The sequence below is a fragment of the Micromonospora sp. WMMD712 genome, assembly GCF_029581295.1.
Lineage (GTDB): Bacteria > Actinomycetota > Actinomycetes > Mycobacteriales > Micromonosporaceae > Micromonospora > Micromonospora carbonacea.
On record NZ_CP120743.1, the window covers coordinates 7471530 to 7492905 of the forward strand.

General features: G+C 76.2%; 23 protein-coding genes and 1 pseudogene. 17 read left to right on the forward strand and 7 right to left on the reverse strand.

The genetic code is table 11. From position 1 onward, the window contains the following. Positions 1 to 5: 5 nt before the first annotated feature. From O7633_RS31680 to O7633_RS31710, 7 genes are read left to right on the forward strand one after another with little or no spacing between them, the layout of a single operon-like run. Positions 6 to 980 carry a glycosyltransferase gene (locus O7633_RS31680; RefSeq protein WP_282325024.1) on the forward strand — a complete coding sequence of 325 codons (975 nt, stop codon included), beginning with the start codon at positions 6 to 8 and terminating at the stop codon, positions 978 to 980. Beyond that, the gene (locus O7633_RS31685; protein ID WP_282325025.1) at positions 965 to 2182 is read left to right on the forward strand and encodes a glycosyltransferase; all 1218 of its coding nucleotides are present in this window, start codon (positions 965 to 967) and stop codon (positions 2180 to 2182) included. The genes O7633_RS31680 and O7633_RS31685 overlap by 16 nt, the downstream gene beginning before the upstream one ends. Further along, positions 2182 to 2946: an SIS domain-containing protein gene (locus O7633_RS31690; protein ID WP_348776311.1), complete on the forward strand. Its 765-nt coding sequence runs from the start codon at positions 2182 to 2184 to the stop codon at positions 2944 to 2946. The genes O7633_RS31685 and O7633_RS31690 overlap by 1 nt, the downstream gene beginning before the upstream one ends. A gap of 12 nt (positions 2947 to 2958) precedes the next feature. Beyond that, complete coding sequence (locus tag O7633_RS31695) at positions 2959 to 4443, forward strand: PfkB family carbohydrate kinase (protein ID WP_278133927.1); 1485 nt, start codon at positions 2959 to 2961, stop codon at positions 4441 to 4443. Beyond that, the gene (locus tag O7633_RS31700) at positions 4440 to 5141 is read left to right on the forward strand and encodes an SDR family oxidoreductase (protein ID WP_178064251.1); all 702 of its coding nucleotides are present in this window, start codon (positions 4440 to 4442) and stop codon (positions 5139 to 5141) included. The genes O7633_RS31695 and O7633_RS31700 overlap by 4 nt, the downstream gene beginning before the upstream one ends. Next, positions 5138 to 6112, forward strand: coding sequence for a glycosyltransferase family 9 protein (locus tag O7633_RS31705; RefSeq protein WP_282325026.1), 975 nt, complete (start codon positions 5138 to 5140; stop codon positions 6110 to 6112). The genes O7633_RS31700 and O7633_RS31705 overlap by 4 nt, the downstream gene beginning before the upstream one ends. After that, positions 6096 to 7079, forward strand: a complete 984-nt coding sequence (locus O7633_RS31710; RefSeq protein WP_278133933.1) for a DNA topoisomerase IB — start codon at positions 6096 to 6098, stop codon at positions 7077 to 7079. Before O7633_RS31705 ends, O7633_RS31710 begins: the two co-directional genes overlap by 17 nt. Before the next feature lie 213 nt (positions 7080 to 7292). On the opposite strand, the gene O7633_RS31715 is transcribed toward O7633_RS31710, so the two are convergent. The 4 genes from O7633_RS31715 to O7633_RS31730 form a co-directional block, all read right to left on the reverse strand. Then, positions 7293 to 8288 carry a helix-turn-helix domain-containing protein gene (locus tag O7633_RS31715; RefSeq protein WP_282325027.1) on the reverse strand — a complete coding sequence of 332 codons (996 nt, stop codon included), beginning with the start codon at positions 8286 to 8288 and terminating at the stop codon, positions 7293 to 7295. A 243-nt stretch (positions 8289 to 8531) separates the two neighbouring features. Beyond that, positions 8532 to 9035 (reverse strand): hypothetical protein, encoded by a 504-nt coding sequence (locus O7633_RS31720; protein WP_074475950.1) that lies wholly within the window; start codon positions 9033 to 9035, stop codon positions 8532 to 8534. A 113-nt stretch (positions 9036 to 9148) separates the two neighbouring features. Further along, positions 9149 to 10780, reverse strand: a complete 1632-nt coding sequence (locus O7633_RS31725; protein WP_278133938.1) for a RecQ family ATP-dependent DNA helicase — start codon at positions 10778 to 10780, stop codon at positions 9149 to 9151. A 142-nt stretch (positions 10781 to 10922) separates the two neighbouring features. Next, positions 10923 to 11048, reverse strand: a complete 126-nt coding sequence (locus tag O7633_RS31730; RefSeq protein WP_255378728.1) for a hypothetical protein — start codon at positions 11046 to 11048, stop codon at positions 10923 to 10925. 147 nt (positions 11049 to 11195) lie between these two features. Between O7633_RS31730 and O7633_RS31735 the strand changes: the two genes are divergently transcribed. Beyond that, positions 11196 to 12905, forward strand: a complete 1710-nt coding sequence (locus tag O7633_RS31735) for a glycoside hydrolase family 3 N-terminal domain-containing protein (protein ID WP_282325028.1) — start codon at positions 11196 to 11198, stop codon at positions 12903 to 12905. A 164-nt stretch (positions 12906 to 13069) separates the two neighbouring features. Here O7633_RS31735 and O7633_RS31740 read toward each other — a convergent pair whose 3' ends face one another. Further along, a complete protein-coding gene (locus O7633_RS31740; RefSeq protein WP_074475952.1) occupies positions 13070 to 13357 on the reverse strand; it encodes a GNAT family N-acetyltransferase in 288 nt (95 codons plus the stop codon). 195 nt (positions 13358 to 13552) lie between these two features. On the opposite strand from O7633_RS31740, the gene O7633_RS31745 reads away from it, so the two are divergent. From O7633_RS31745 to O7633_RS31775, 7 genes and pseudogenes are all read left to right on the forward strand, one after another. Continuing rightward, on the forward strand, positions 13553 to 13918 hold the full coding sequence (locus O7633_RS31745; protein WP_074475953.1) for a hypothetical protein: 366 nt from the start codon (positions 13553 to 13555) through the stop codon (positions 13916 to 13918). Positions 13919 to 13982: 64 nt separating this feature from the next. After that, on the forward strand, positions 13983 to 14807 hold the full coding sequence (locus O7633_RS31750) for a DUF1206 domain-containing protein (protein ID WP_278133946.1): 825 nt from the start codon (positions 13983 to 13985) through the stop codon (positions 14805 to 14807). Between the two features lie 109 nt (positions 14808 to 14916). Further along, positions 14917 to 16098, forward strand: a pseudogene (locus O7633_RS31755) (mechanosensitive ion channel family protein); the annotation flags it as partial. Between the two features lie 396 nt (positions 16099 to 16494). Then, entirely contained in the window at positions 16495 to 16929 is a 435-nt protein-coding gene (locus tag O7633_RS31760; protein ID WP_278133948.1) for a phage holin family protein, read from the forward strand. Continuing rightward, positions 16926 to 17279 (forward strand): DUF3618 domain-containing protein, encoded by a 354-nt coding sequence (locus O7633_RS31765; RefSeq protein ID WP_278133950.1) that lies wholly within the window; start codon positions 16926 to 16928, stop codon positions 17277 to 17279. The genes O7633_RS31760 and O7633_RS31765 overlap by 4 nt, the downstream gene beginning before the upstream one ends. Beyond that, a complete protein-coding gene (locus tag O7633_RS31770; protein WP_278133952.1) occupies positions 17276 to 17548 on the forward strand; it encodes a DUF4235 domain-containing protein in 273 nt (90 codons plus the stop codon). The genes O7633_RS31765 and O7633_RS31770 overlap by 4 nt, the downstream gene beginning before the upstream one ends. 293 nt (positions 17549 to 17841) lie before the next feature. Then, positions 17842 to 18045, forward strand: a complete 204-nt coding sequence (locus tag O7633_RS31775; protein ID WP_007075740.1) for a cold-shock protein — start codon at positions 17842 to 17844, stop codon at positions 18043 to 18045. Positions 18046 to 18158: 113 nt separating this feature from the next. Here the strand turns inward: O7633_RS31775 and O7633_RS31780 are convergent, their stop codons facing one another. Further along, entirely contained in the window at positions 18159 to 18356 is a 198-nt protein-coding gene (locus O7633_RS31780; protein WP_043962901.1) for a hypothetical protein, read from the reverse strand. A 91-nt stretch (positions 18357 to 18447) separates the two neighbouring features. After that, on the reverse strand, positions 18448 to 19431 hold the full coding sequence (locus O7633_RS31785) for an aldo/keto reductase (protein WP_282325029.1): 984 nt from the start codon (positions 19429 to 19431) through the stop codon (positions 18448 to 18450). An 85-nt stretch (positions 19432 to 19516) separates the two neighbouring features. On the opposite strand from O7633_RS31785, the gene O7633_RS31790 reads away from it, so the two are divergent. Further along, positions 19517 to 20323, forward strand: a complete 807-nt coding sequence (locus O7633_RS31790; protein ID WP_282325030.1) for a trans-aconitate 2-methyltransferase — start codon at positions 19517 to 19519, stop codon at positions 20321 to 20323. Next, the gene (locus tag O7633_RS31795) at positions 20320 to 21345 is read left to right on the forward strand and encodes an adenosine deaminase (RefSeq protein ID WP_282325031.1); all 1026 of its coding nucleotides are present in this window, start codon (positions 20320 to 20322) and stop codon (positions 21343 to 21345) included. Before O7633_RS31790 ends, O7633_RS31795 begins: the two co-directional genes overlap by 4 nt. Positions 21346 to 21376 lie beyond the last annotated feature (31 nt).

The window sequence follows — 21376 nt, forward strand, 5'->3', positions numbered from 1 at the left end:
GGCCGATGAACGTCCTGGTGTGGCACGTGCACGGCTCCTGGACCACGTCCTTCGTGCACGGCAGGCACCGCTACCTGGTGCCCGTCACCCCCGACCGGGGCCCCTACGGCCTCGGCCGGGCCCGCACCTACCCGTGGCCCGCCAGCGCCGTCGAGGTCAGCCCCCGCGAGCTGCGCCGGACCGACGTCGACCTGGTCGTCCTCCAGCGCCCCGAGGAGTTCGACCTGGCCTGCGACTGGCTGGGCCGGCGGGTCGGCCGGGACGTGCCGGCGATCTACGTCGAGCACAACACCCCCAAGGGCGACGTGCCCAACACCCGGCACCCGATGGCCGACCGCGACGACCTGCTGCTCACCCACGTCACCGGGTTCAACGAACTGTTCTGGGACAACGGGGGCACCCGCACCGCCGTCGTCGAGCACGGCGTCGTCGCCCCGGCCGTCGAGTGGACCGGCGAGCTCGACCGGCTCGCCGTCGTCATCAACGAGCCGGTACGCCGCTGGCGGGTCACCGGCACCGACCTGCTGCCCCGCTTCGCCGAGCTGGCCCCCCTCGACGTCTTCGGCATGGGGGTGACCGGGCTGGCCGACCGGCTCGGGCTGCCCACCGACCGCGTCACCAGCCACGACGACGTGCCGCAGGAGCGGATGCACGCCGAGCTGGCCCGGCGGCGGGCGTACCTGCACCTGTGCCGGTGGACCTCCCTCGGGCTCAGCCTGGTCGAGGCCATGACCATCGGCATGCCCGTCGTCGCGCTCGCCGCGACCGAGGCGGTGGTGGCCGTCCCGCCCGAGGCCGGCGCGCTCTCCACCCGCGTCGACGACCTGCTGGGGGCCGCCCGCCGGTTCCTCGACGACCCCGCCGCCGCCGCTCGGGCGGGCGCGGCGGCGCGCAGGGCCGCCCGGGACCGCTACGGGCTGGAGCGTTTCCTCGCCGACTGGGACCGGCTGCTGGAGGAGGAAGTATGCGCATCGCGATGATCTCGGAGCACGCCAGCCCGCTCGCCGTCCTCGGCGGCGAGGACGCCGGCGGCCAGAACACGCATGTCGCGGAGCTCTCCGCCGCGCTCGCCGCCGCCGGTCACGACGTGCGGGTCTACACCCGCCGCGACGCGGTGGACCTGCCGGTGGCAGTCCGTGCCCCCGACGGCTACGAGGTGGTGCACGTGCCGGCCGGCCCGGCCGAGCCGATGGCCAAGGACGCGCTGCTGCCGCACATGCCGGCGTTCGGCCGCTGGCTGGCCCAGCGGTGGCGGGGCGGGGACTGGACGCCGGAGGTGATCCACGCCCACTTCTGGATGAGCGGGCTGGCCGGGCTGGCCGCCGGCCGGCGCACCGGCGTGCCGGTGGTGCAGACGTACCACGCCCTCGGCACCGTGAAGCGGCGGCACCAGGGCGCCCAGGACACCAGCCCGCCCGGCCGGATCCGCGACGAGCGGGACCTGGGCCGGGCCGTCGACCGGGTCGTGGCCCAGTGCCAGGACGAGGTGACCGAGCTGGTCCGCCTCGGCGTCCCCCGGGACCGGATCAGCGTGGTCCCGTCCGGGGTCAACCTGGCCACGTTCGCCCCGCTCGGCCCGGCGGTCGGGCGGGACCCGGGCCGGGCCCGCGTGCTCACCGTCGGCCGCCTGGTGGAACGCAAGGGCTTCCAGGACGTGATCCGCGCGATGCCCCTGGTGCCCGACGCCGAGTGCGTGGTGGTGGGCGGCCCGCCCGAGGGGCTGCTGGAGACCGACCCGCACGCCCGGCGGCTGCGGGCCCTCGCCCGCGAGTGCGGCGTCGCCGACCGGGTGCGCCTGGTCGGGGCGGTGCCCCGGGAGGAGATGGGCCGCTGGTACCGCTCCGCCGACGTGCTGGTCGCCGCCCCCTGGTACGAGCCGTTCGGGCTGACCCCGCTGGAGGCCATGGCCTGCGGCGTGCCCGTGGTCGGCACGGCCGTCGGCGGGCTGACCGACACCGTCCTCGACGGGGTCACCGGGGACCTGGTGCCCGCCCGGGACCCGCGCGCGCTGGGCATCGCGATCCGGGGCCTGCTCGACGACCGGATCCGCCGGTTCGCGTACGCCGGCGCGGCCCGCGACCGGGCCCGGCGCAGCTACTCCTGGGCGGCCACCGCGCAGCGGCTGGCGGAGGTGTACGGCGAGGTCGCCGCCGTGCGCCGGCCCACCCGGGTGGTCGCCTGATGGCCGCCGCCCGCCCGGCCCGCCCGGCCCGCACCGCCGGTTCCACCGCCGGTCAGGCGCGCCCCGCCACCGGCTCCGCCGGACCCGGCGCGTCGGTGCTCGACGCGCACCTGGCCGCCCTCGCCGCCGCGCTGCTGCCCTACCGGCGCGCGGAGGAGCTGCTGGCCCGCTGGGGCGGGGAGCTGGCGCACCGGCTGGCCGCCGGCGGCCGGCTGCTGGTCGCGGGCAACGGTGGCAGCGCCGCCGAGGCCCAGCACCTCACCGCCGAACTCGTCGGCAAGCTCCGCGACGACCGCGAGCCGCTGTCGGCGCTCGCCCTGCACGCCGAGACCAGCGCGCTCACCGCCATCGGCAACGACTACGGCTACGACGAGGTCTTCGCCCGGCAGGTCCGCGCGCACGGCCGGCCCGACGACATCCTGCTGCTCATGTCGACAAGCGGGGCCAGCGCCAACCTCGTCGCCGCCGCCCACGCCGGCCGCGCCGCCGGGCTGCGCTGCTGGGCGTTCACCGGGCCCACCCCCAACCCCCTCGCCGACGCCTGCCACGACACCCTCGCCATCGCCTCCCCCGACAGCCAGGTCGTCCAGGAGCTGCACCTGGTCTCCACCCACGTGCTCTGCGAGTACGTCGACCGCGTGCTCCCCGCCGCGCTCGCGGCGGCGGGCCGCGCCGTGGCGGCCGACGCGCCGGACCCTGCGGTGCGCGCCGGGGTCGAGGTGGTGCTCGACGACGGTACGGGCCGGCAGACCGAGGCGGGATGAGGAGGCGAGCTGATGACGGGACCCGTGGTGGTGGTCGGTGACATCCTGCTCGACCGGGACGTCGAGGGGGTGGTGAACCGGCTCTGTCCGGACTCGCCGGTGCCCGTCCTCGACGAGTCCACGGCCGTCGACCGGCCCGGCGGTGCCGGCCTCGCGGCGGTCTTCGCGGCGGCGCAGGGCGCCGAGGTGGCGCTGGTGACCGCCCTCGCCGACGACGCGGGCGGGGCACGGCTGGCCGAGCTGCTCGCCGCCGCCGGGGTGCAGGTGTACGCGCTGCCGCTGCGCGGCGCCACCTGCGAGAAGATCCGGCTGCACGCCCGCGGCCGGGTGCTGCTGCGCCACGACCGGGGCGGCGCGGCCGGCGCGCCCGGGGAGCCCAGCGAGGCCGTGCTGCGGCTGCTGGCCGCCGCGTCCGCCGTGCTGGTCAGCGACTACGGCCGGGGGGTGGCCCGGCAGCCGGCCCTGCGGGCGGCGCTCGCGGCCACCCGGGCCCCCGTGGTGTGGGACCCGCACCCGCGCGGCCCCGCCGCCGTGCCGGGCGTGCACCTGGCCACCCCGAACGAGTCCGAGGTGCGCGAGCTGGTGAAGGCCGCGCCGGGCGGGTCCCGGCTGGCCACCGCGTCGCGGGGCGCGCAGGAGCTGCGCCGGCGCTGGCGGGCCGGGGCGGTCACCGTCACCCTGGGCGGCGACGGGGCGCTGCTCTGCCACGCCGGCTCCACGCCGCTGGTGGTGCCCGCGCCGGCCAGCGCCGAGGGCGACACCTGCGGCGCGGGCGACCGGTTCGCCGCGACCGCCACCATCGCCCTGTCCCGGGGCGCGCTGGTCTCCGAGGCGGTGCAGGCGGCCGTCACCGAGGCGTCGGGGTACGTCGCCGCCGGGGGAGTGGCCGCCGCCCTGCCGGCCCCGGTCCGGGCCGCCGCCGCACCGCCGTCGCGCCCCGGCGGGCCCCGGATCGGGGTCGCCGCCGCCGCGGAGGTCGTCGCCGGGGTACGCGCGGCCGGCGGCACCGTGGTGGCCACCGGCGGCTGCTTCGACCTGCTGCACGCCGGACACGTGGCCACCCTGGAAGCCGCCCGGCAGCTCGGCGACTGCCTCGTCGTCTGCGTCAACTCCGACGCGAGCGTGGCCGGGCTGAAGGGCCCGGACCGGCCGGTGGTGCCGCAGGGCGACCGCAGCCGGCTGCTGGCGGCGCTGGGCTGCGTCGACGCGGTGCTGGTCTTCGACGAGCCCACCCCGGAGGCGGCGCTGACCTGGCTGCGCCCCGACGTGTGGGTCAAGGGCGGCGACTACGCCGGCGGCGGCGGGCCGGCGCTGCCCGAGGCGGAGGTGCTGCGCCGCTGGGGCGGGCACACGGTGGTCGTGCCGTACCTCGACGGGCGCTCGACCACCGACATGATCGCCGCCGCCCGCGCCACCGGCGGGACGGGCGGGGCGCGGACGCCGGACCTGCGGGTGGGCGTCGACGTGGACGGCACGACGATCAAGGGGGCACGATGAGCGCGAGCGCACCGGGAGCCGGGCCGACCGTCCTGGTCACGGGCGGGTCCAGCGGGTTGGGGGCGGCCGTGGTGGCCGCCGTGGCGAAGTCCGGCGGACGGCCGGTGGTGCTGGACCGGCAGGCGCCGGCCGACGGGGTGCCCTGGGTCGAGTGCGACCTCGCCGACCCGCGCGCCGCCGAGGACGCCACCCGGCACCTCGCCGAACGCTCCGGCGGCCTCGACGCCGTCGTCACCGCCGCCGGCATCGACGTGCCCGGCCGGCTCGCCGACGTCCCCGGCGACACCTGGGACCGCATCGTCACCGTCGACCTGCTCTCCACCGCCGCCGTCGTCCGGGCCGCCCTGCCCTGGTTGGAGGCGGCCCGGGGCAACGTGGTCACCGTCGCCTCCACCCTCGGCGTCAAGGCCGTCAGCGACGCCACCGCCTACTGCGCCGCCAAGTTCGGCGTCGTCGGCTTCACCCGCGCCCTCGCCGCCGAACTCGCCGGCTCCGTCGGCGTCACCCTGCTCGTCCCCGGCGGCATGCGCACCGCGTTCTTCGACGAACGCGATCCCCAGTACCGGCCCGGCCCCGACGCCAGCCTCAACGACCCCGCCGACACGGCCGCCGCCGTCCTGTTCGCCCTCTCCCAGCCGCCCGGCAGCGCCGTGCGCGAGCTGGTCGTCTGCGCCGAGCGGGAGTCGTCGTACCCGTGATCCTCGCCCTGCGCGCCCTCGGCGTCGGCGACCTCGCCACCGCCGTGCCCGCGCTGCGCGCGCTGCGCGCCGCCCACCCCGACCGGGAGCTCGCCCTGGCCGCCCCCGCCTGGCTGGCCCCCCTGGTCGACCTCGTCGGCGGCGTCGACCGGCTCGTGCCGGCGACCGGGCTGGCCCCCCTCGACCGGCCCGACCCGCCCCCGGACCTGGCCGTCAACCTGCACGGGCGCGGCCCGCAGTCGCACCGGCTGCTCGCCGCCACCCGGCCGCGCCGGCTGCTCGCGTTCGCCAACCCCGACGCCGGGCACGTCGACGGCCCCGACTGGCGGCCCGACGAGCACGAGGTCGACCGCTGGTGCCGCCTGCTCGCCTGGTACGGCATCCCCGCCGACCGCGCCGACCTCGCCCTGCGCCGCCCGCCCGCCGGCCCGGTCCCGGCCGGGGTGAGCATCGTGCACCCGGGCAGCAAGATCCCGGCGAAGCGCTGGCCCCCCGGACGCTTCGCGGCGGTGGCCCGTGCCCTGTCCGGGCGTGGTCACCGGGTCGTGGTCACCGGGTCGGCCGACGAGCGGGCGCTGGCCGGGCGGGTGGCCCGGCGGGCGGGGCTCGCCCCGGACGCGGTGCTCGCCGGCCGTACGGACCTCGGCGGGCTGGCCGCCCTGGTGGCGCACGCCCGCCTCGTGGTCAGCGGCGACACCGGCGTCGCCCACCTCGCCACGGGCTACGGCACCCCGTCGGTGGTCCTGTTCGGCCCGGTCCCGCCAAGCCGGTGGGGGCCGCCGCCGGAGCGGCCGTGGCACCGGGCGCTGTGGGCGGGGACGCCCCGCGGCGGCGGTCCGGCGGGGGACTGGTCCCCGTCCGGCGGGGTAGGAACCGATTCGACGTTGGCGGCGATCGGCGTCGGCGAGGTGGTGGCCGCCGTGGCGGAGGCGGAACAGGCGGTGCGAGTTGCCGGTGCGGTTACGGCGTAGCGACCCGGGCAGGCCCGGATACGGCCGCCTGCGGCGCGGCCGGGGATGGCTGTTCCTCGACCCGGCCGGCGACCCGGTGCGCGACCCCGACGAGCTGGGCCGGCTGCGGGAGCTGGTGATCCCGCCGGCCTGGCGGGACGTGTGGATCTCGCCCCACCCCAACGGGCACATCCAGGCCACCGGGGTCGACGCGGCCGGGCGCAAGCAGTACCTCTACCACCCCCGCTGGCGGCAGCAGCGCGACGAGGCGAAGTTCGACCACGTGCTGGAGGTCGCCCGGCGGCTGCCCGTGCTGCGCGAGCGGGTGGGGCGGGACCTGACCGGCCGGGGGCTGAACCGGGACCGGGTGCTGGCCACGGTCACCCGGCTGCTCGACATGGGCACGTTCCGCGTCGGCAGCGACCAGTACGCCGTCGGCGACGACGCCACCTTCGGCGTGGCCACGCTGCGCCCCGAGCACGCGCGCAGCCGGGGCGGCTGCGTGGTCTTCGCGTTCCCCGCCAAGGGCGGCGTCGAACAGGTGCGGCGCATCGAGGACCCGCAGCTGTGCCGGGTGCTGGCCAACCTGCGCCGCCGCCGGCGCGCCGCCGACCGGCTGTTCGGCTACTGGGACGGCCGGGGCTGGCGGGACGTGCGCAGCGACGAGGTCAACGACTACCTGCGCGACGCCAGCGGCGGCGAGATGACCGCGAAGGACTTCCGCACCTGGCACGCCACCGTGCTGGCGGCCACCGAGCTGGCCGGCCACGTGCCGGCCCGCTCCGTGACGGCCCGCCGCCGGGCGGTGGCGGCGGTGATGCGGCAGGTCGCGGAGCTGCTGGGCAACACGGCGACCGTGGCCCGCACCTCGTACGTGGACCCCCGGGTGGTGGACCTGTTCCACGACGGGGTGGTCGCCCCGGTCGTGCCGGGGACCCCCCGCGCGGAGGCGGAGCGGCGGGTGCTGGAGCTGCTGGCGGACGCCTGACGCCCCGCCCAGCGGCCTGGCGGCACCGGGCGGCCGCCCGCGACCGGGTTGTCGCGGGCGCTCGCCGCGGCCCCCGTTACGTGCGGGCCGCCGCGGGGTTGCCCCGAGTCCGGCCCGTACCCAGTATCTGAGCGGAACCGGCCGGGGAGTTGACCCAGCGTGCCAGGTGGTTGACGATCCGTGCCGCGCGGGTGGGCGCCACCGCGCCCCGGGTCAGCCGGTCCCCGGCCGGGCGCTCTCCCGCCAGGCCCGGGGGCTGAGGCCGTACGCGGCACGGAAGGCGCGGCTGAAGTGCGCCTTGTCGCGGAAGCCCCAGCGGGCGGCGATGGCCTGGACGGGCCGGTCGCGCAGCATCGGGTCCGCCAGGTCCCGCCGGCAGCGCTCCAGCCGACGGCGACGGATGGCCCCGCCGACCGATTCCTCCCCGTCGGCGAAGAGGCGGTGCAGGGTACGCAGGGCGACGTGGTGGGCGTCGGCGACGGCCCGGGGCGACAGGTTCGGATCGTCGATGTGGCGGTCGATGAAGTCGTGGACCTGGGTGAGCAGCGCCTGCTGGCGCATCTCGGCCGGGAGCCGGGGCTCGGCGTCGAGGTGGCGGGCCAGCAGCAGGGAGATCAGGGTGAGGGTGACGTCGGCCAGGTGGGGCGCGTCGGCGGCCCGGAACTGTTCGGGATGCCCGGTGATCTGGAGCAGGTGCTGGGCCAGCAGCGCGCCGGGGCCCTCGGTGCCCGACATCCGCGCCGCGCTCAGCCCGCCGACCCGGTCGGGGTGCAGCGGCAGGCGGGCGCGGGGCACCAGCGCGGTGACGGCGCTGGCCTGGGCCCGTTCGTCGCCCCGGCCCGAGTGCACGAGCCGGTGGGGGCGCGCCCAGTCGACCAGGGTCAAATCGCCGACGGGGATCGCGTTCGTGGCCCGGCCGGCGCCGATGACGCTGGTGCCGGCGAGGGTGAGGGCGATCTGGAAGACCTCCGGATCGGCCTGCCGGATCAGGCGCGGGGTGCGCCGGCCGACCAGGGACTGGTAGTGGAACCGGCACAGCTCCACCTCGCCCAGCGCCACCATGTCGACGTCGGCCCGGAAGTCCGCCGTGTGCTCGCTGTCCATCGCCATCGGGGCGGAGGCACGGGAGGCGAGCTCCGTGAAGAACGGCCAGCGTTCCGGCGCCGGCAGCGCCGTCGTGTCCAGCCTCTCGGCGCGCAACCCACCCATCAGCGTCTCCCCGTCGTCGCCTCCCTCCATTGTCGACGCCGGGGTCGGCGGGGAGCGCCGCCGGGTCGGACGCGGCGCGGGCCGTCGGGCCTCGCCCGCTCCGACGACCTGGTCGAGCGGGACAAGGCCGGCGGCTGACCCGGGTCGGGCGCGGGGCGGGCGCCCGGGGAGGCGTCCGACCGTCCGCTGTCCGTGGGGCGGCAGCCGCCAGCGGCATTGGACGACCGGACGCCCGTCGTCGGCTCAGTCGTTGAGGACCTGGGAGAGCCGGTCGCGGAAGCGCCGCTCGGAGTCGCTCACCACGTCGCCGCCGAGGCCCAGGATCCCGCCGCTGGAGGCCGCGCTCACCACGTGCTCGGCGATCTCCACGAGCCAGTGCTTGTAGGCGCCGGCCTCGCCCTCGTCGACCTTCTCGGCCAGCAGCCGGGCCGCCGAGGCCGCCCGGTTCAGCACGTCCTCGATCACGGCCCGCGGGTCCGCCGGCGCGATCACCGGCAGCTCCTCGCCGGCCTCGGGGTCGCCCACCCGGGCCACGATCTCGCCGGCCACGGCGGCCACGAGCGGGCTGCCCGACTCACGGCCCGTGGCGATGCTCTCCAACCCGGCCGCGTTCTCGGCCATGGTGCGGCGGGCGCTGTCGTGTTCGGCGGCGCTCGCCGCGGTCAGCACCGACTGCGGCAGGCCGACCAGCAGCCCCCACTCCTCGTCGGAGAAACCGAACCCGGTGTACGCCGGCTGTTCGATCACGACCGCGCTCCTCTCGTCTGTCCTGTCTCGGTGCCGTGGGCACGATGCCTGTTGTTCGGTGCCGTGGGCACGGTGGTCCGTCCCGCTGCCGTGGCCTGGTGGCCCGGCTCAGGCTAGTCGAGGGTCAGCAGACCCTGTTCGGACACCACGCGCACCGACAGCGTCTTGTACCCGACCTCCTCGAAGAGCACCGTCATCCGGTCCTCCTCGTAGCTGAGCACCATGCCGGGCCCCCACTCCGGGTGGCGCACCTGGCTGTGCACCGGGAACGGTCCGCTCGCCCCGTCGTCGGCGACGCTGGTGCCGGCGAGGCAGTTGTCGCAGTGCCCGCAGACCCGTGTCATCTGCTCGCCGAAGTACGCCAGCAGCGCCTGCCCCCGGCAGCCGGTCGTCTCCGCGAAGGCCCGCATCATGTCCGTCCGCGACCGGGTGACGGTCTGCTGGCGCTCCGCCTCGGCCCGCGCCGCGTCGCCGGCCTCGACCGGCGTCGGCGAGTACCGGGGCGCGCCGATGCGCTGGCGCGACCGGGGCTCGGCGGCGCCGACCTGCTCCAGCAGGGCGAGGTACTGGCCCAGCTTGCGCGGCCCCAGGCCGGTGGCCTCCCGCAGCTCCTTCTTGCTGGCCGGCTTGCGCCGCAGCAGGGCCGCCAGGTCGCGCAGCTCGGTGGCGTCGGGCAGCCCGCCGCTGAAGAAGCGCTGTAGGCCGACGTCCTCGGCCTGCCACAGCAGCAGCACCCGGGCCGGCTCCCCGTCGCGCCCGGCCCGGCCGATCTCCTGGAAGTAGCTGTCCGGCGAGTCCGGCAGCGCCATGTGCACCACCCAGGCGATGTTCGGCTTGTCGATGCCCATGCCGAACGCCGAGGTGGCCACCATGATGGGCACCCGGTCGGCGAGGAACGCCTCGTGCAGCTCGCCGCGCGCCCCGGCGGGCATCCCGCCGTGGTAGAACTCCGCCGGGAAGCCGGCGTCGGTGAGCCGGGCGGCCAGCTCCTCGGCCGCCCGCCGGGTCGGCACGTAGATGATCCCGGGGCGGCCGTCCTCGCGCAGCAGGGCGAGCAGCCGCCGCCACCGGTAGTCCTCGGTGGGGCAGTGCGCGACCTCCAGGAACAGGTTCGGCCGGTCCAGCCCGGAGACGACCACCTCGGCGTCGCGCAGCCGCAGCCGGGCGACGATGTCGTCGCGTACCGGCGGGGAGGCGGTGGCGGTCAGGGCCACCACCGGGGGCCGGCCGATGCCCTCGATGAGGTGCCCCAGCGCCAGGTAGTCGGGGCGGAAGTCGTGCCCCCAGGCCGAGATGCAGTGCGCCTCGTCGATCGCCACGAGCGCCGGCCTGAGCGACCTGACCTCGGCCATCCGGTCGGGGTTGGCCAACTGCTCCGGCGTGATGAACAGGAACTCGGCCCGGCCCGCGCGGACCTCGTCGATCGCCTCCGCCTGCTGGGCGGGCGTCTCGTCCGAGCTGATCCGCACCGCCCGCAGCTCGGGGCGGCGGCGCTCGTTGAGGGCCGCGATCTGGTCCTGCTGGAGGGCGAGCAATGGGGAGATCACCACGGTCGGGCCGGGGATCAGGCTGGCCGGGATCTGGTAGATCGCCGACTTGCCGGCGCCGGTGGGCAGCACCACCAGGGCGTCGCGTCGCTTCATCACCGCGCGCATGGCGGCGAGCTGGTTGGGCCGCAGCGCTTTCCAGCCGAAGAGGCTCCGCGCCGCGCGGCGCAACGTCATCGAGTGCGTGGACAGCTTCATCGAGGGCCGGAGGTACCCGACCCGATCACCCCCGAAACCCGACGGAGCGGAAGGAAGGGCCCCCTGTTAACGCATTCTGTTGCACAGGGGGCCCTTCCTAACTCCTAACCCAGGCGTCGGCGGGGCCGGCGGCACCGTGAGGTCAGCGGCGGCCGAACATGGCCCGGATCGCGGCGAGCAGCAGGAGGCCACCGACGATCAGGCCGAGCAGGCGGACGCCGGGCACGTCGGCCGCGCTGGTGGCGTCGGCGAGCGGCGGGACAGGCATGTGGGAACTCTCCCACGAAGGGCCGGACCGCGCCAGACAGTAACAGTAAGGTTTATTGACTATTTGCCGGCGGTGGTGTGACCATGGCAGCACCGCCGCGGCCCGCGGCCGGTCCGACACGGCCCAAGACGGGGGTACGGCAGCCGCATGAGCAGCGCACCGACGGGGAACCTGGCGAGCCTGGCGGCCGCCGTCCTGCAACCCGGATTCGTCGGCACCACCCCGCCGCCGTGGGTCCTGCGGTGGCTGGGCGACGGACTCGGCTCGGTGGTGCTCTTCGCCCGCAACATCGTCGACCTCGACCAGGTCGCCGCGCTCACCGCCGCGCTGCGCGCCGAGCGTCCCGACGTGATCGTCGCCATCGACGAGGAGGCCGGCGACGTCACCCGCATCGAGTCCGGCCGGGGCAGCTCCCGGCCCGGCAACTTCGCCCTCGGTGCCGTCGACGACCCGGAGCTGACCGCCGAGGTGGCCCGCGACCTGGGCCGCGACCTGGCGTCCGTCGGCGTCACCCTCGACTACGCCCCGGACGCCGACGTCAACTCCAACCCCGCCAATCCCGTGATCGGGGTACGCGCCTTCGGCGCCGACCCGGCCCTCGTCGCCCGGCACACCGCCGCCTGGGTACGCGGACTCCAGTCCGGCGGGGTCGCCGCCTGCGCCAAGCACTTCCCCGGCCACGGCGACACCCGCGTCGACTCCCACCACGACCTGCCCCGCATCGGCGGCAGCCGGGAGCAGCTCGACGCCGCCGAGCTGGTGCCGTTCCGGGCCGCCGTGGCGGCCGGCGTGCAGGCCGTGATGACCGGCCACCTGCTCGTGCCGGCGCTCGACCCGCGGCTGCCGGCCACCCTCAGCCCTCGCATCCTCGGCGGCCTGCTCCGCGAGGAACTGGGCTTCTCGGGCGTGATCGTCACCGACGCGGTGGAGATGCGGGCGGTCGCCGACCGGTACGGCTTCGCCGGCGCGGCGGTGCGCGCCCTCGCCGCCGGGGCGGACGCGATCTGCGTCGGCGGCGAGCGCGCCGACGAGGACGCCGCCCGCGAGCTGCGCGACGCGATCGTCGCCGCCGTGGTCGCCGGCGAGCTGCCCGAACAGCGGCTGGCCGAGGCGGCCAAGCGCGTCGGCCAGCTCGCCGCCTGGACGGTGGCGGCCCGGGCCGACGCACCGTCCCGCCCCACCGCCGCCCCGGGCGGCTCCCCGATCGGGCTGGCCGCCGCCCGCCGCGCCGTACGGGTCACGGCGAGCGCCGCCGGGGCCCTGCCGCTGGCCGGGGCGCCGCACGTGGTCGAATTCGAGCCGCCCCGCAACATCGCGATCGGCGCGGAGACCCCGTGGGGGATCGCCGCCCCGCTGGCCGCCCTGCTCCCGGGCACCACCGCGGTCCGTCTCGCCACGGCCGACCTCGCCGAGCCCCGGGCCGGGGCGTCCGGCGGCGACGCCGACGCGCCTTCCGCCGGCGCCACCGTCGCGCCTTCTGCCGGTGCCGCCGTCGTGGCGTCCGGTGGCGCTGCGGTCGCGCCTTCCGCCGGTGCTGTCGCGGTGCCTCCTGCCGCTGCCGTCGTCGGTGCTCTCGCCGGTGCTGTCGCCGGGGCCGCCGGTCGGCCGCTGGTGCTGGTCGTCCGCGACCTGCACCGGCACGACTGGATGCGCGCCGCGGTGGCCCGGGCCCTCGCCGTCCGCCCGGACGCGGTGGTGGTCGAGCTGGGCGTGCCGGCCCTGGTCACGGGGGCCGTGCACGTCGCCACCCACGGCGCGACCCGGGCCGGTGCCCTGGCCGCCGCCGAGCTGCTGGCCGGCACGGGCCGCGCCGCCGCGAGGCCGCTGGCCGGCGTGGCCGAGCCCGTGGTCGGCTGAACCCTCTGCCGGCGGGGATTCGGCGGTGCCCATTTCCCGGCGGTGCCTGTTGCCCGGCGGGGTCTGCGGCTCGGGTTCGGCTGCTGCTCGACGGTGCCTGCTGCCCCGCTTCGGCTGAGCGCGGCTTCGGCTGAGCGCGGCCGGATCAGGTGTCGTCGCGGCCCTCAGGGGGCGGCGGTGACCAGGTCCGCGTACTCGGGGTGGCGCTCGATGTAGGCCGCCATGAACGGGCACCTCGGCACCACCCGGCCGCCGCGCTCGCGGACCTGGTCCAGGGTGGCCCGCATCAGCGCCGCCCCGACGCCCATGTTCTGGAACTTCGCGTCGACCTCGGTGTGGGTGAAGATCAGCACCTCGCCCCGGGGCAGGTACGCGGTGAACCCGGCCAGCGCGTCGTCGACCAGGATCTCGAAGCGGTGGCGGGCGGGATTGTCCTCGACCAGGAAGCTCACCCGGCCATTCTGCCCCGGCCCCCCGCCGCCCGGCCCGATTCGCCGCCAGTCGCCCCGCCCCGTCCGCCGTCTTGCCCCGCCCCCCCGCCGCCCTGTTGGGGGTGTGAGAAGGGTGCCCCTCTCTACCGGAGGCGTTAACAAGGGGCCCTTCCTTGCACGGCGGGCGGGTCGCGGGGGTCTCGTACCCTTGATCGCGTGACGAACCGACGCGGCACCTTCCCGTCCACCCCCACCCGCCGGGCCGCCGGCCTGCTGGCCGGCCTGGCACTCGGCGTCGCCCTGCTCGCCGGGTGCAGCTCCGAGGGCGCCTCCACCGACTGCGGCCTGGACGCCTGCACGGTGACCTTCGACCGGGGCGTCGAGGCCAGCGCCACCATCCTCGGCGTCGAGGCCAAGCTGGTCGGCGCCCAGGGCGACCAGGTGACCGTCGAGGTGGCCGGCGAGCAGCTCTCGCTGACCGTGGGGCAGCAGGCCACCGAGGTCGGCGGCTTCGCGGTCACCCTGGACAGCGTCACCGACGAGCAGGTCAAGATCCGCGTCTCGCGCAACCCCAACGGCTGACCCGGAGGGCCGCCCGGGCGGTGGCCGACGTTTGGGGATCTCCGCAATCGGAGATTGAGGCGCCATGTCACTCACCCGAAACGCCGAAGCCACCGCCTCGCAGGCCGCGAACAGCCGGTGGCTCGAACTACTCGCCCGGGCCGGTTTCATCGGCTACGGCGTGGTGCACCTGCTGTTCGCCTGGCTCGCCCTGCAGATCGCCTTCGGCGACTCGGGCGGCAAGGACGGCGACCAGACCGGTGCGCTCAGCACCCTGGCCGAGCAGCCCATGGGCAAGTTCCTCTGCGTCGCGATCGCCGTCGGCATGCTCGCCATGGCGATCTGGCAGGCGCTGGAGGCCGCCGTCGGGCACCGCGCCGAGCGCGGCCGGGAGCGCGTCTTCGAGCGGATCGCCTCCGCCGCCCGTACCCTCGTCTACCTCTACTTCGCCTGGACCGCCTGGAAGGTCTTCTCCAACGCCGGGTCGAGCGGCGCCGACCAGCAGGAGGCCCTCACCGGCAAGCTGATGGAGTCCGGCGGCGGCCGGCTGCTGGTCGGCCTGGCCGGGCTGGTGCTCGCCGCGGTCGGCGTCGGCCTGGTGATCTACGGCTGGAAGAAGAAGTTCCGCAAGCACCTCAAGACCGGCGAGATGGACGCGCACACCCGCACCCTGGCCCTGCGCCTCGGCATGGCCGGCTACGTCGCCAAGGGCGTCGCGTACGGCATCGCCGGCCTGCTGGTGGTCGTCGCCGCGGTCAACTACGACCCGGAGAAGGCCCGCGGCCTCGACGCCGCGCTGCGCACCCTGCGCGACCAGTCGTACGGCCCGTTCCTGCTCGCCCTGGTCGCCCTCGGCATCGCCTGCTTCGGCGTGTACTGCTTCCTCCAGTCCCGGTACCGCAAGGTGTGATCCGGACCGGCCCGGCCGGTTCCTGCCCGGCTTGGCCGACACGGCGGACAGCGGGCACCATTGGGCCTTTGCCCGGATCGAGGGACCCGCTGAAGGGGGAGAGACACCCGTGCAGAGCTACCTCATGACGATCGTCGCCGCGCTCGCCGCGGCGGCGATCGCCCTTTTCCTGGCCGAGGTGGTGCACCGGACGACCCGCCGGCTCGGCCGGCGTTCGTTGCTGATGACCGAGCTGACCGACCACGCGCACCGCCCGTTCCAGGTCGCCGCGACCGTGCTCGCCGTGCAGTTCGCCGTCCGGTTCTCCACCGGCTACGCCGTCGGCACCCCGTGGCGGCAGGTGGTGCTGCACGCGCTGGTGCTCGGCATCATCGCCACCCTGGCCTGGCTGGTCGCCTCGCTGCTGGTGGTGGTCGAGGACGTCGCGCTGGCCCGGTTCCGGGTGGACGTGCCGGACAACCGGCACGCCCGCCGGGTGCGTACCCAGGTGGTGATGCTGCGCCGGCTGACCATCGCGGTGATCGTGATCCTCACCGTCGGCGTGATGCTGATGACCTTCCCGAGCGTCCGTGGGGTCGGCGCCGGCGTGCTGACCTCCGCCGGTGTGGTCGGCGTGGTGGCTGCGCTGGCCGCACAGAGCCTGCTCGGCAACGTCTTCGCCGGCCTCCAGCTCGCCTTCAGCGACGCGGTGCGCCTCGACGACGTGGTGGTCGTCGAGGGGGAGTGGGGACGCATCGAGGAGCTGACCCTCAGCTACGTCGTCGTGCAGATCTGGGACGACCGCCGGCTGATCCTGCCCACCTCGTACTTCACCAGCAAGCCGTTCCAGAACTGGACCCGCACGGAGGCGGCGGTGCTGGGCACCGCCGAGTTCGACGTCGACTGGTCGATCAACGTGCAGGCGATGCGGGAGGAGCTGCGCCGGCTGGTGGAGGGCAGCGAGCTGTGGGACGGCCGGGTCTGCGTCCTGCAGGTCACCGACGCCACGGGCGGCCTGATCAAGGTGCGGGCGCTGGTCAGCGCGGCGAACGCCGGCAGCCTGTGGGACCTGCGCTGCCTGGTGCGGGAGCACCTGGTCGGCTGGGTGCGGGACCACCGCCCGACCGCGCTGCCCCGGATGCGCGCCGAGGTCGGCGACGCGTCCGGCGCGCTGCCCTGGCAGGCCGTGCAGCCCCGCCGCCCGGCGCGCCGCGGCGCCGAGACGGACGTGCCCGACGACGCCCGGGTCTTCGGCGGCAGCGACGACGGCGCGGCCCGCAGCGAGGCGTTCGTGGGCCCGGACGAGCCCGCCGCCCGCCCGGACGCCCCGACCCCGCCGGCCGGCGACGCCCGGCCGTCGGCCGCCGACGGCCCGGCCCCGCCCCGGGCCGCCGGGGCGACGCCGAAGGACGCCCCGGCCCGGTCCGGCGACGTCCCCGCCCCGTCCGGGAACCACGCCGCCGCCGGGCGCTGACGGCCCGCGCTGACGCCCCGCGCTGACGGCCCTCGTCGACGGCCGGCGTGGCGCGTCCTGCGCCGGTGGCGGCGCGTTGAACCGCCGGAGGCCCGTCGCGGGGCCCGGCGGGTTTGAACGGCCGTCTCCCGGGGACTGCTGCGCGGCGCGGCCGGTGCGACCGGCCGTGCCCGCGCAGGATTGACGGGCGGCGACTCCGGGCATACAGCGCGGTGATGACGAAAGGAGGACAGCATGGCTGACGTCGCGAATCACCGCACGTCGCGGACCGGGAGCGAGCCGTCCACCGCCGAGCTCGTGCAGCGGGCCACGGAGCAGGTCTCCCGGCTCGTCCGCGACGAGCTGGCCCTGGCCCGGGCGGAGCTGACCCAGAAGGGCAAGCACGCCGGCATCGGGATCGGCCTCTTCGGCGGCGGCGGCGCGCTGGCGCTCTACGGCCTGGGCGCGCTGGTCGCCGCCGCGATCCTGCTGCTGGCGCTGGTCGTGCCGGCCTGGGCGGCCGCGTTGATCGTCGCGGTGGCGCTCTTCCTGCTGGCCGGGGTCCTCGCCCTGGTCGGCAAGAAGCAGGTCGGCCAGGCGGTCCCGCCGGTGCCGGCGGCGGCGGTGCGCAGCGTCCGGGCGGACGTGGACACCGTCACCGCCGCGGTGAAGGACAGGGGACGGGCATGACGGGTAGCGCGAACGGCCGCAACGGCACGGGCGACACGGAGGCCCTGCGCGAGGAGATCCGGCGTACCCGGGTGGAGCTCGGCGAGACGATGGAGGCGCTGGCCGCGAAGGCCGACGTCAAGGCCCGGCTGCGCTCCTCCGCCGAGCAGGCGAAGGGGCGGGTGCGGGAGCAGGCCGCGCAGACCGTGGCCCGGGTGCGCGGGCAGGCCGCCCAGGGGGCCGAGGCCGCCCGGGAGCGGGCCGCCGCCGGCGCGGAGCTGGGCCGCGGCCCGGTGCCGTGGGCGGCGGTCGCCGCCGGCGCGGTGGCTACCATGATCGTGCTGTTGATCGTCCGGGGGAGGCGCAGGTGAGCAAGGGCATCGGCAGGGCGGCCTACAAGCCCGTCGGGGTGCTGATGGGGCTGGCGGCCGGCGCGGTCGCGGGCGTGATCTTCCGGCAGGTCTGGAAGATGACGGCCGGCGACGGCGAGGCCCCGAGCGCGACCGACGAGGACCGCGGCTGGGGCGAGATCCTTGCCGCCGCCGCCCTCCAGGGCGCGATCTTCTCCGTGGTCCGCGCGGCCGTCGACCGCGGCGGCGCGGTGGGCGTACGCCGGCTGACCGGCCGCTGGCCCGACTGACCAGCCAAGACAGGCGTGGGCCCCCTTTCCGGGTGACCGGGAAGGGGGTCTTCGTGCGTGCGGGAAGGGCCCGGGAGGTCGGAATTCGGGCGTCCTTCAGGTCACATGTCGAAGAATTTCGTCGGGTAGGCTGTGCAGAGTTTTCGCTACGTGGTTTGCTGTTCCACGCTGTTGCGAGATGGCGTGGGTTGAGAGAAGTCTCCTGCACAGGGGGCCGCCTCAGGCGCCGCTGCTCGAAAACGGCCAATCGGCCGCACGGCGTGCTCGGCCGCCAGTTTTAGAAGGAGATACACATGGCGCAGGGAACCGTGAAGTGGTTCAACGCAGACAAGGGCTTCGGCTTCATCACCGTCGACGGCGGGGGTGCTGACGTGTTCGTCCACTTCTCGGCCATCCAGACCAGCGGCTACCGCACGCTGGAGGAGAACCAGCGGGTGGAGTTCGAGATCGCCCAGGGTCAGAAGGGCCCGCAGGCTGAGCAGGTCCGCCCGATCTGAGCAGCCGCGGCCGGCCCGCCGGCCGAGGGGATGATCCGACCCGGATCAAGTCAAGCCCCGTGTCCCGTTCGGGATGCGGGGCTTTTCACGTGCCCGACCCGTCGCGCCCGGGGTCACGGGCGGCGGCGTCGGGCGCGCAGGCCGTACCAGAGGGTCGCCAGTCCGATGAGGACCAGCACCGGGCCGAGCAGCGCCCAGATCCGCTGGTCCGTCATCATGCTCCCGCCGACGTAGCCGAGGCCCTGCACCGTCCAGACGGCGCCGACGACCACCGCGAGCAGGCCGAGGGTGAGCCGGAGCCACCCCTTCATCGCGTCCCCCCTCCGCTCGCCGGCCGGACGCGCCGGCCCGGTCCAGCATGCGCGTCGTCGCCGCGGCGCGCGAGCACCGCCGCCGGGCGGGTCACCACCGGTCGTGCACCTGCGGCCGGACCAGCTCGTCGTAGGTGTCCCGGACGGCGGCCAGCTCGTCGGGCGTGAGCTGCGCGAGGTCGGCCGTGGCGGCGTTGCGTCGGGCCTGCTCGGCGTCGCGGGCGCCGGGGATGACCACCGTGACGCCCGGCTGGTCGAGCACCCAGCGCAGCGCGAACTGGGCCATGGTGCGGCCCGTGCCGACCAGCGGGGCGAGCCGGCGCACGGCGGCCAGCCCGGTGCCGTAGTCCACCCCGGAGAAGGTCTCCCCGACGTCGAACGACTCGCCGTGCCGGTTGTAGGTGCGGTGGTCGTCGGCGGCGAAGGTGGTGTGCTCGTCGTACCGGCCGGAGAGCAGGCCGCTGGCCAGCGGCACCCGCGCGATGATGCCGACCCCGGCGGCCGCGGCGGCCGGCAGCACCCGGTCGAGCGGCTTGAGGCGCAGCGCGTTGAGGATGATCTGGACGCTGGCCACGCCGGGCCGGGCGATCGCGGTGAGCGCCTGGTCGCAGGTCTCCACGCTGACCCCGTACGCGGCGATCCGCCCGTCGGCGACGAGGGCGTCGAGTGCGTCGAAGACCCGGTCGTCGGCGAACACGGCGGTGGGCGGGCAGTGCAGCTGGACCAGGTCGAGGGTGTCCACGCCGAGGTTGGCCCGGGACCTGTCGGTCCAGGCCCGGAAGTTCTCCGCCGTGTACGCCTCCGGCCGCTGCTCGACCCGGCGGCCCATCTTCGTCGCCACGGTCAGCCCCGCGTCGGGGTGGGACCGCAGGAACCGCCCGATGATCTGCTCGCTGCGCCCGTCGCCGTAGACGTCGGCGGTGTCGACGAACGTGACGCCGGAGTCCAGGGCGGCGGTCAGGACGGCCGTCGCGTCGGCCTCGTCGACCCGGCCCCAGTCCGCGCCGAGCTGCCAGGCGCCGAGCCCGACCACGCCGACGTGCCGTCCGAGCCGGGTGAAGGTGCGCTGCTCCATGCCCCGAGCCTAGTGATCGGGCTTGTCCGGCCGTGCGGCGGGCCGTACCTTGAAAAACAAGACGGACGTACGGTTTGGAGGCGCGATGTGGGATCCGGCGACGTACCTGCGCTACCGCGACGAGCGCGGGCGGCCCTTCCACGACCTGCTCGCGCGGGTCCCGGCCGAGCGGCCGAGGGCCGTGGTGGACCTCGGCTGCGGGCCCGGGACGCTGACCGCCGGCCTGGCGGCCCGCTGGCCGCACGCCCGCGTCGCCGGCCTCGACGCCTCGGCGGAGATGATCGGGCGGGCCGCCGCCCTGGCCGCGCCGGTCGACTTCGCGGTCGGCGACGTGCGCGACTGGCGTCCCGACGCCGACGTCGACGTGGTGGTCAGCAACGCGCTGCTCCAGTGGGTGCCCGGCCACCGGGAGCTGCTGACCCGGTGGGCCGCCGAACTGCCCGCCGGGGCCTGGCTCGCCTTCGCCGTGCCGGGCAACTTCGGCGCGCCCTCGCACCGGGCGCTGCACGCGGTGGCCCGGGGCGGGCCGTGGGCCGCCACCCTCGCCCCGGCGCTGCGCGACGATCCGGTCGACGACGCGGTCGGCTACGCCACGCTGCTGACCCGCGCCGGCTGCGCGGTCGACGCCTGGGAGACTACGTACGTGCACCTGCTGCCGGCTCCCGCCGACGCCGACCACCCGGTGCTGACCTGGATGGAGGGCACCGCCCTGCGCCCCGTCCGGGCGGCCCTGGACGACGCCCGGTGGGCCGACTTCCGCGCCCAGCTCGCCGCCCGCCTCGCGGCGGCGTACCCGGTCCGGCAGGGGCGGGTGTGCTTCCCGTTCCGCCGCGTGTTCGTCGTCGCCCGCACCGGTGCCCGTCCGCCGTACCCTCCCGAGGAGAGCCCGTGACCGACCTGTCCGCCTTCATCGCCGGTCTGCCCAAGGTGGAGCTGCACGTGCACCACGTCGGCTCCGCGTCGCCGCGCATCGTGGCCGAGCTGGCCGCCCGCCACGAGGGGGCCAGCCCGGTGCCGGCGGACCCGGACGCCCTCGCCGACTACTTCGCCTTCCGCGACTTCGCCCACTTCATCGAGGTCTACCTCAGCGTGGTCGACCTGGTCCGCGACCCCGAGGACGTCTGGCTGCTCACCCACGAGGTGGCCCGCGAGCTGGCCCGCCAGCAGGTCCGGTACGCCGAGCTGACCGTCACCCCCTACTCGCACGTGCGCCGGGGCATCCCCGCGCCGGCCTTCTGCGAGGCCATCGAGGACGCCCGCAAGCGGGCCGAGGCCGACTTCGGCATCGCCCTGCGCTGGTGCTTCGACATCCCCGGGGAGGCGGGGCTGCCGGCCGCCGAGGAGACCCTGCGGATCTGCCTCGACGAGCAGCCCGCCGGCCTGATCAGCTTCGGCCTGGGCGGCCCCGAGATCGGCGTGCCCCGGCCGCAGTTCACGCCGTACTTCGACCGGGCGCGGGCGGCCGGGCTGCGCTCGGTGCCGCACGCGGGCGAGACCACCGGCCCGCAGACGGTCTGGGACGCGCTGCGCGACCTCGGCGCGGAACGCATCGGCCACGGCATCTCCGCCGCCGAGGACCCCGAGCTGCTGGCCCACCTGGCGCAGCACCGCATCGCCCTGGAGGTGTGCCCCACCTCCAACGTGCGCACCCGGGCCGTGGCCTCGCTCGACGCCCACCCGCTGCCCCGGCTGGTCGAGGCCGGTGTGCTGGTGACCATCAACTCCGACGACCCGCCGATGTTCGGCACCACCCTCAACGACGAGTACGCGGTGGCGGCCCGGCTGCTCGACCTCGGCCCGCAGGGGCTGGCGGCGCTGGCCACCGACGCGGTCACGGCGTCGTTCCTGGCACCGGGGGAGAAGACGCGGCTCGCCGCCGAGATCGACGGCTACCTGGCCGCGGCGGCCGGCTGACGGCTTCCGGGCTGGCGCGCGGCGGGAGGAG

Bases quoted from the DNA above. Each gene is read 5' to 3' on its own strand.
- O7633_RS31775 (WP_007075740.1), top strand. From the start codon at position 17,842: ATGGCGCAGGGAACCGTGAAGTGGTTCAACGCAGACAAGGGCTTCGGC.
- O7633_RS31785 (WP_282325029.1), bottom strand. From the start codon at position 19,431: ATGGAGCAGCGCACCTTCACCCGGCTCGGACGGCACGTCGGCGTGGTC.
- O7633_RS31765 (WP_278133950.1), top strand. From the start codon at position 16,926: ATGACGGGTAGCGCGAACGGCCGCAACGGCACGGGCGACACGGAGGCC.
- O7633_RS31715 (WP_282325027.1), bottom strand. From the start codon at position 8,288: ATGGGTGGGTTGCGCGCCGAGAGGCTGGACACGACGGCGCTGCCGGCG.
- O7633_RS31690 (WP_348776311.1), top strand. From the start codon at position 2,182: ATGGCCGCCGCCCGCCCGGCCCGCCCGGCCCGCACCGCCGGTTCCACC.
- O7633_RS31735 (WP_282325028.1), top strand. From the start codon at position 11,196: ATGAGCAGCGCACCGACGGGGAACCTGGCGAGCCTGGCGGCCGCCGTC.
- O7633_RS31780 (WP_043962901.1), bottom strand. From the start codon at position 18,356: ATGAAGGGGTGGCTCCGGCTCACCCTCGGCCTGCTCGCGGTGGTCGTC.
- O7633_RS31730 (WP_255378728.1), bottom strand. From the start codon at position 11,048: ATGCCTGTCCCGCCGCTCGCCGACGCCACCAGCGCGGCCGACGTGCCC.
- O7633_RS31725 (WP_278133938.1), bottom strand. From the start codon at position 10,780: ATGAAGCTGTCCACGCACTCGATGACGTTGCGCCGCGCGGCGCGGAGC.
- O7633_RS31790 (WP_282325030.1), top strand. From the start codon at position 19,517: ATGTGGGATCCGGCGACGTACCTGCGCTACCGCGACGAGCGCGGGCGG.
- O7633_RS31680 (WP_282325024.1), top strand. From the start codon at position 6: ATGAACGTCCTGGTGTGGCACGTGCACGGCTCCTGGACCACGTCCTTC.
- O7633_RS31750 (WP_278133946.1), top strand. From the start codon at position 13,983: ATGTCACTCACCCGAAACGCCGAAGCCACCGCCTCGCAGGCCGCGAAC.
- O7633_RS31685 (WP_282325025.1), top strand. From the start codon at position 965: ATGCGCATCGCGATGATCTCGGAGCACGCCAGCCCGCTCGCCGTCCTC.
- O7633_RS31700 (WP_178064251.1), top strand. From the start codon at position 4,440: ATGAGCGCGAGCGCACCGGGAGCCGGGCCGACCGTCCTGGTCACGGGC.
- O7633_RS31760 (WP_278133948.1), top strand. From the start codon at position 16,495: ATGGCTGACGTCGCGAATCACCGCACGTCGCGGACCGGGAGCGAGCCG.
- O7633_RS31695 (WP_278133927.1), top strand. From the start codon at position 2,959: ATGACGGGACCCGTGGTGGTGGTCGGTGACATCCTGCTCGACCGGGAC.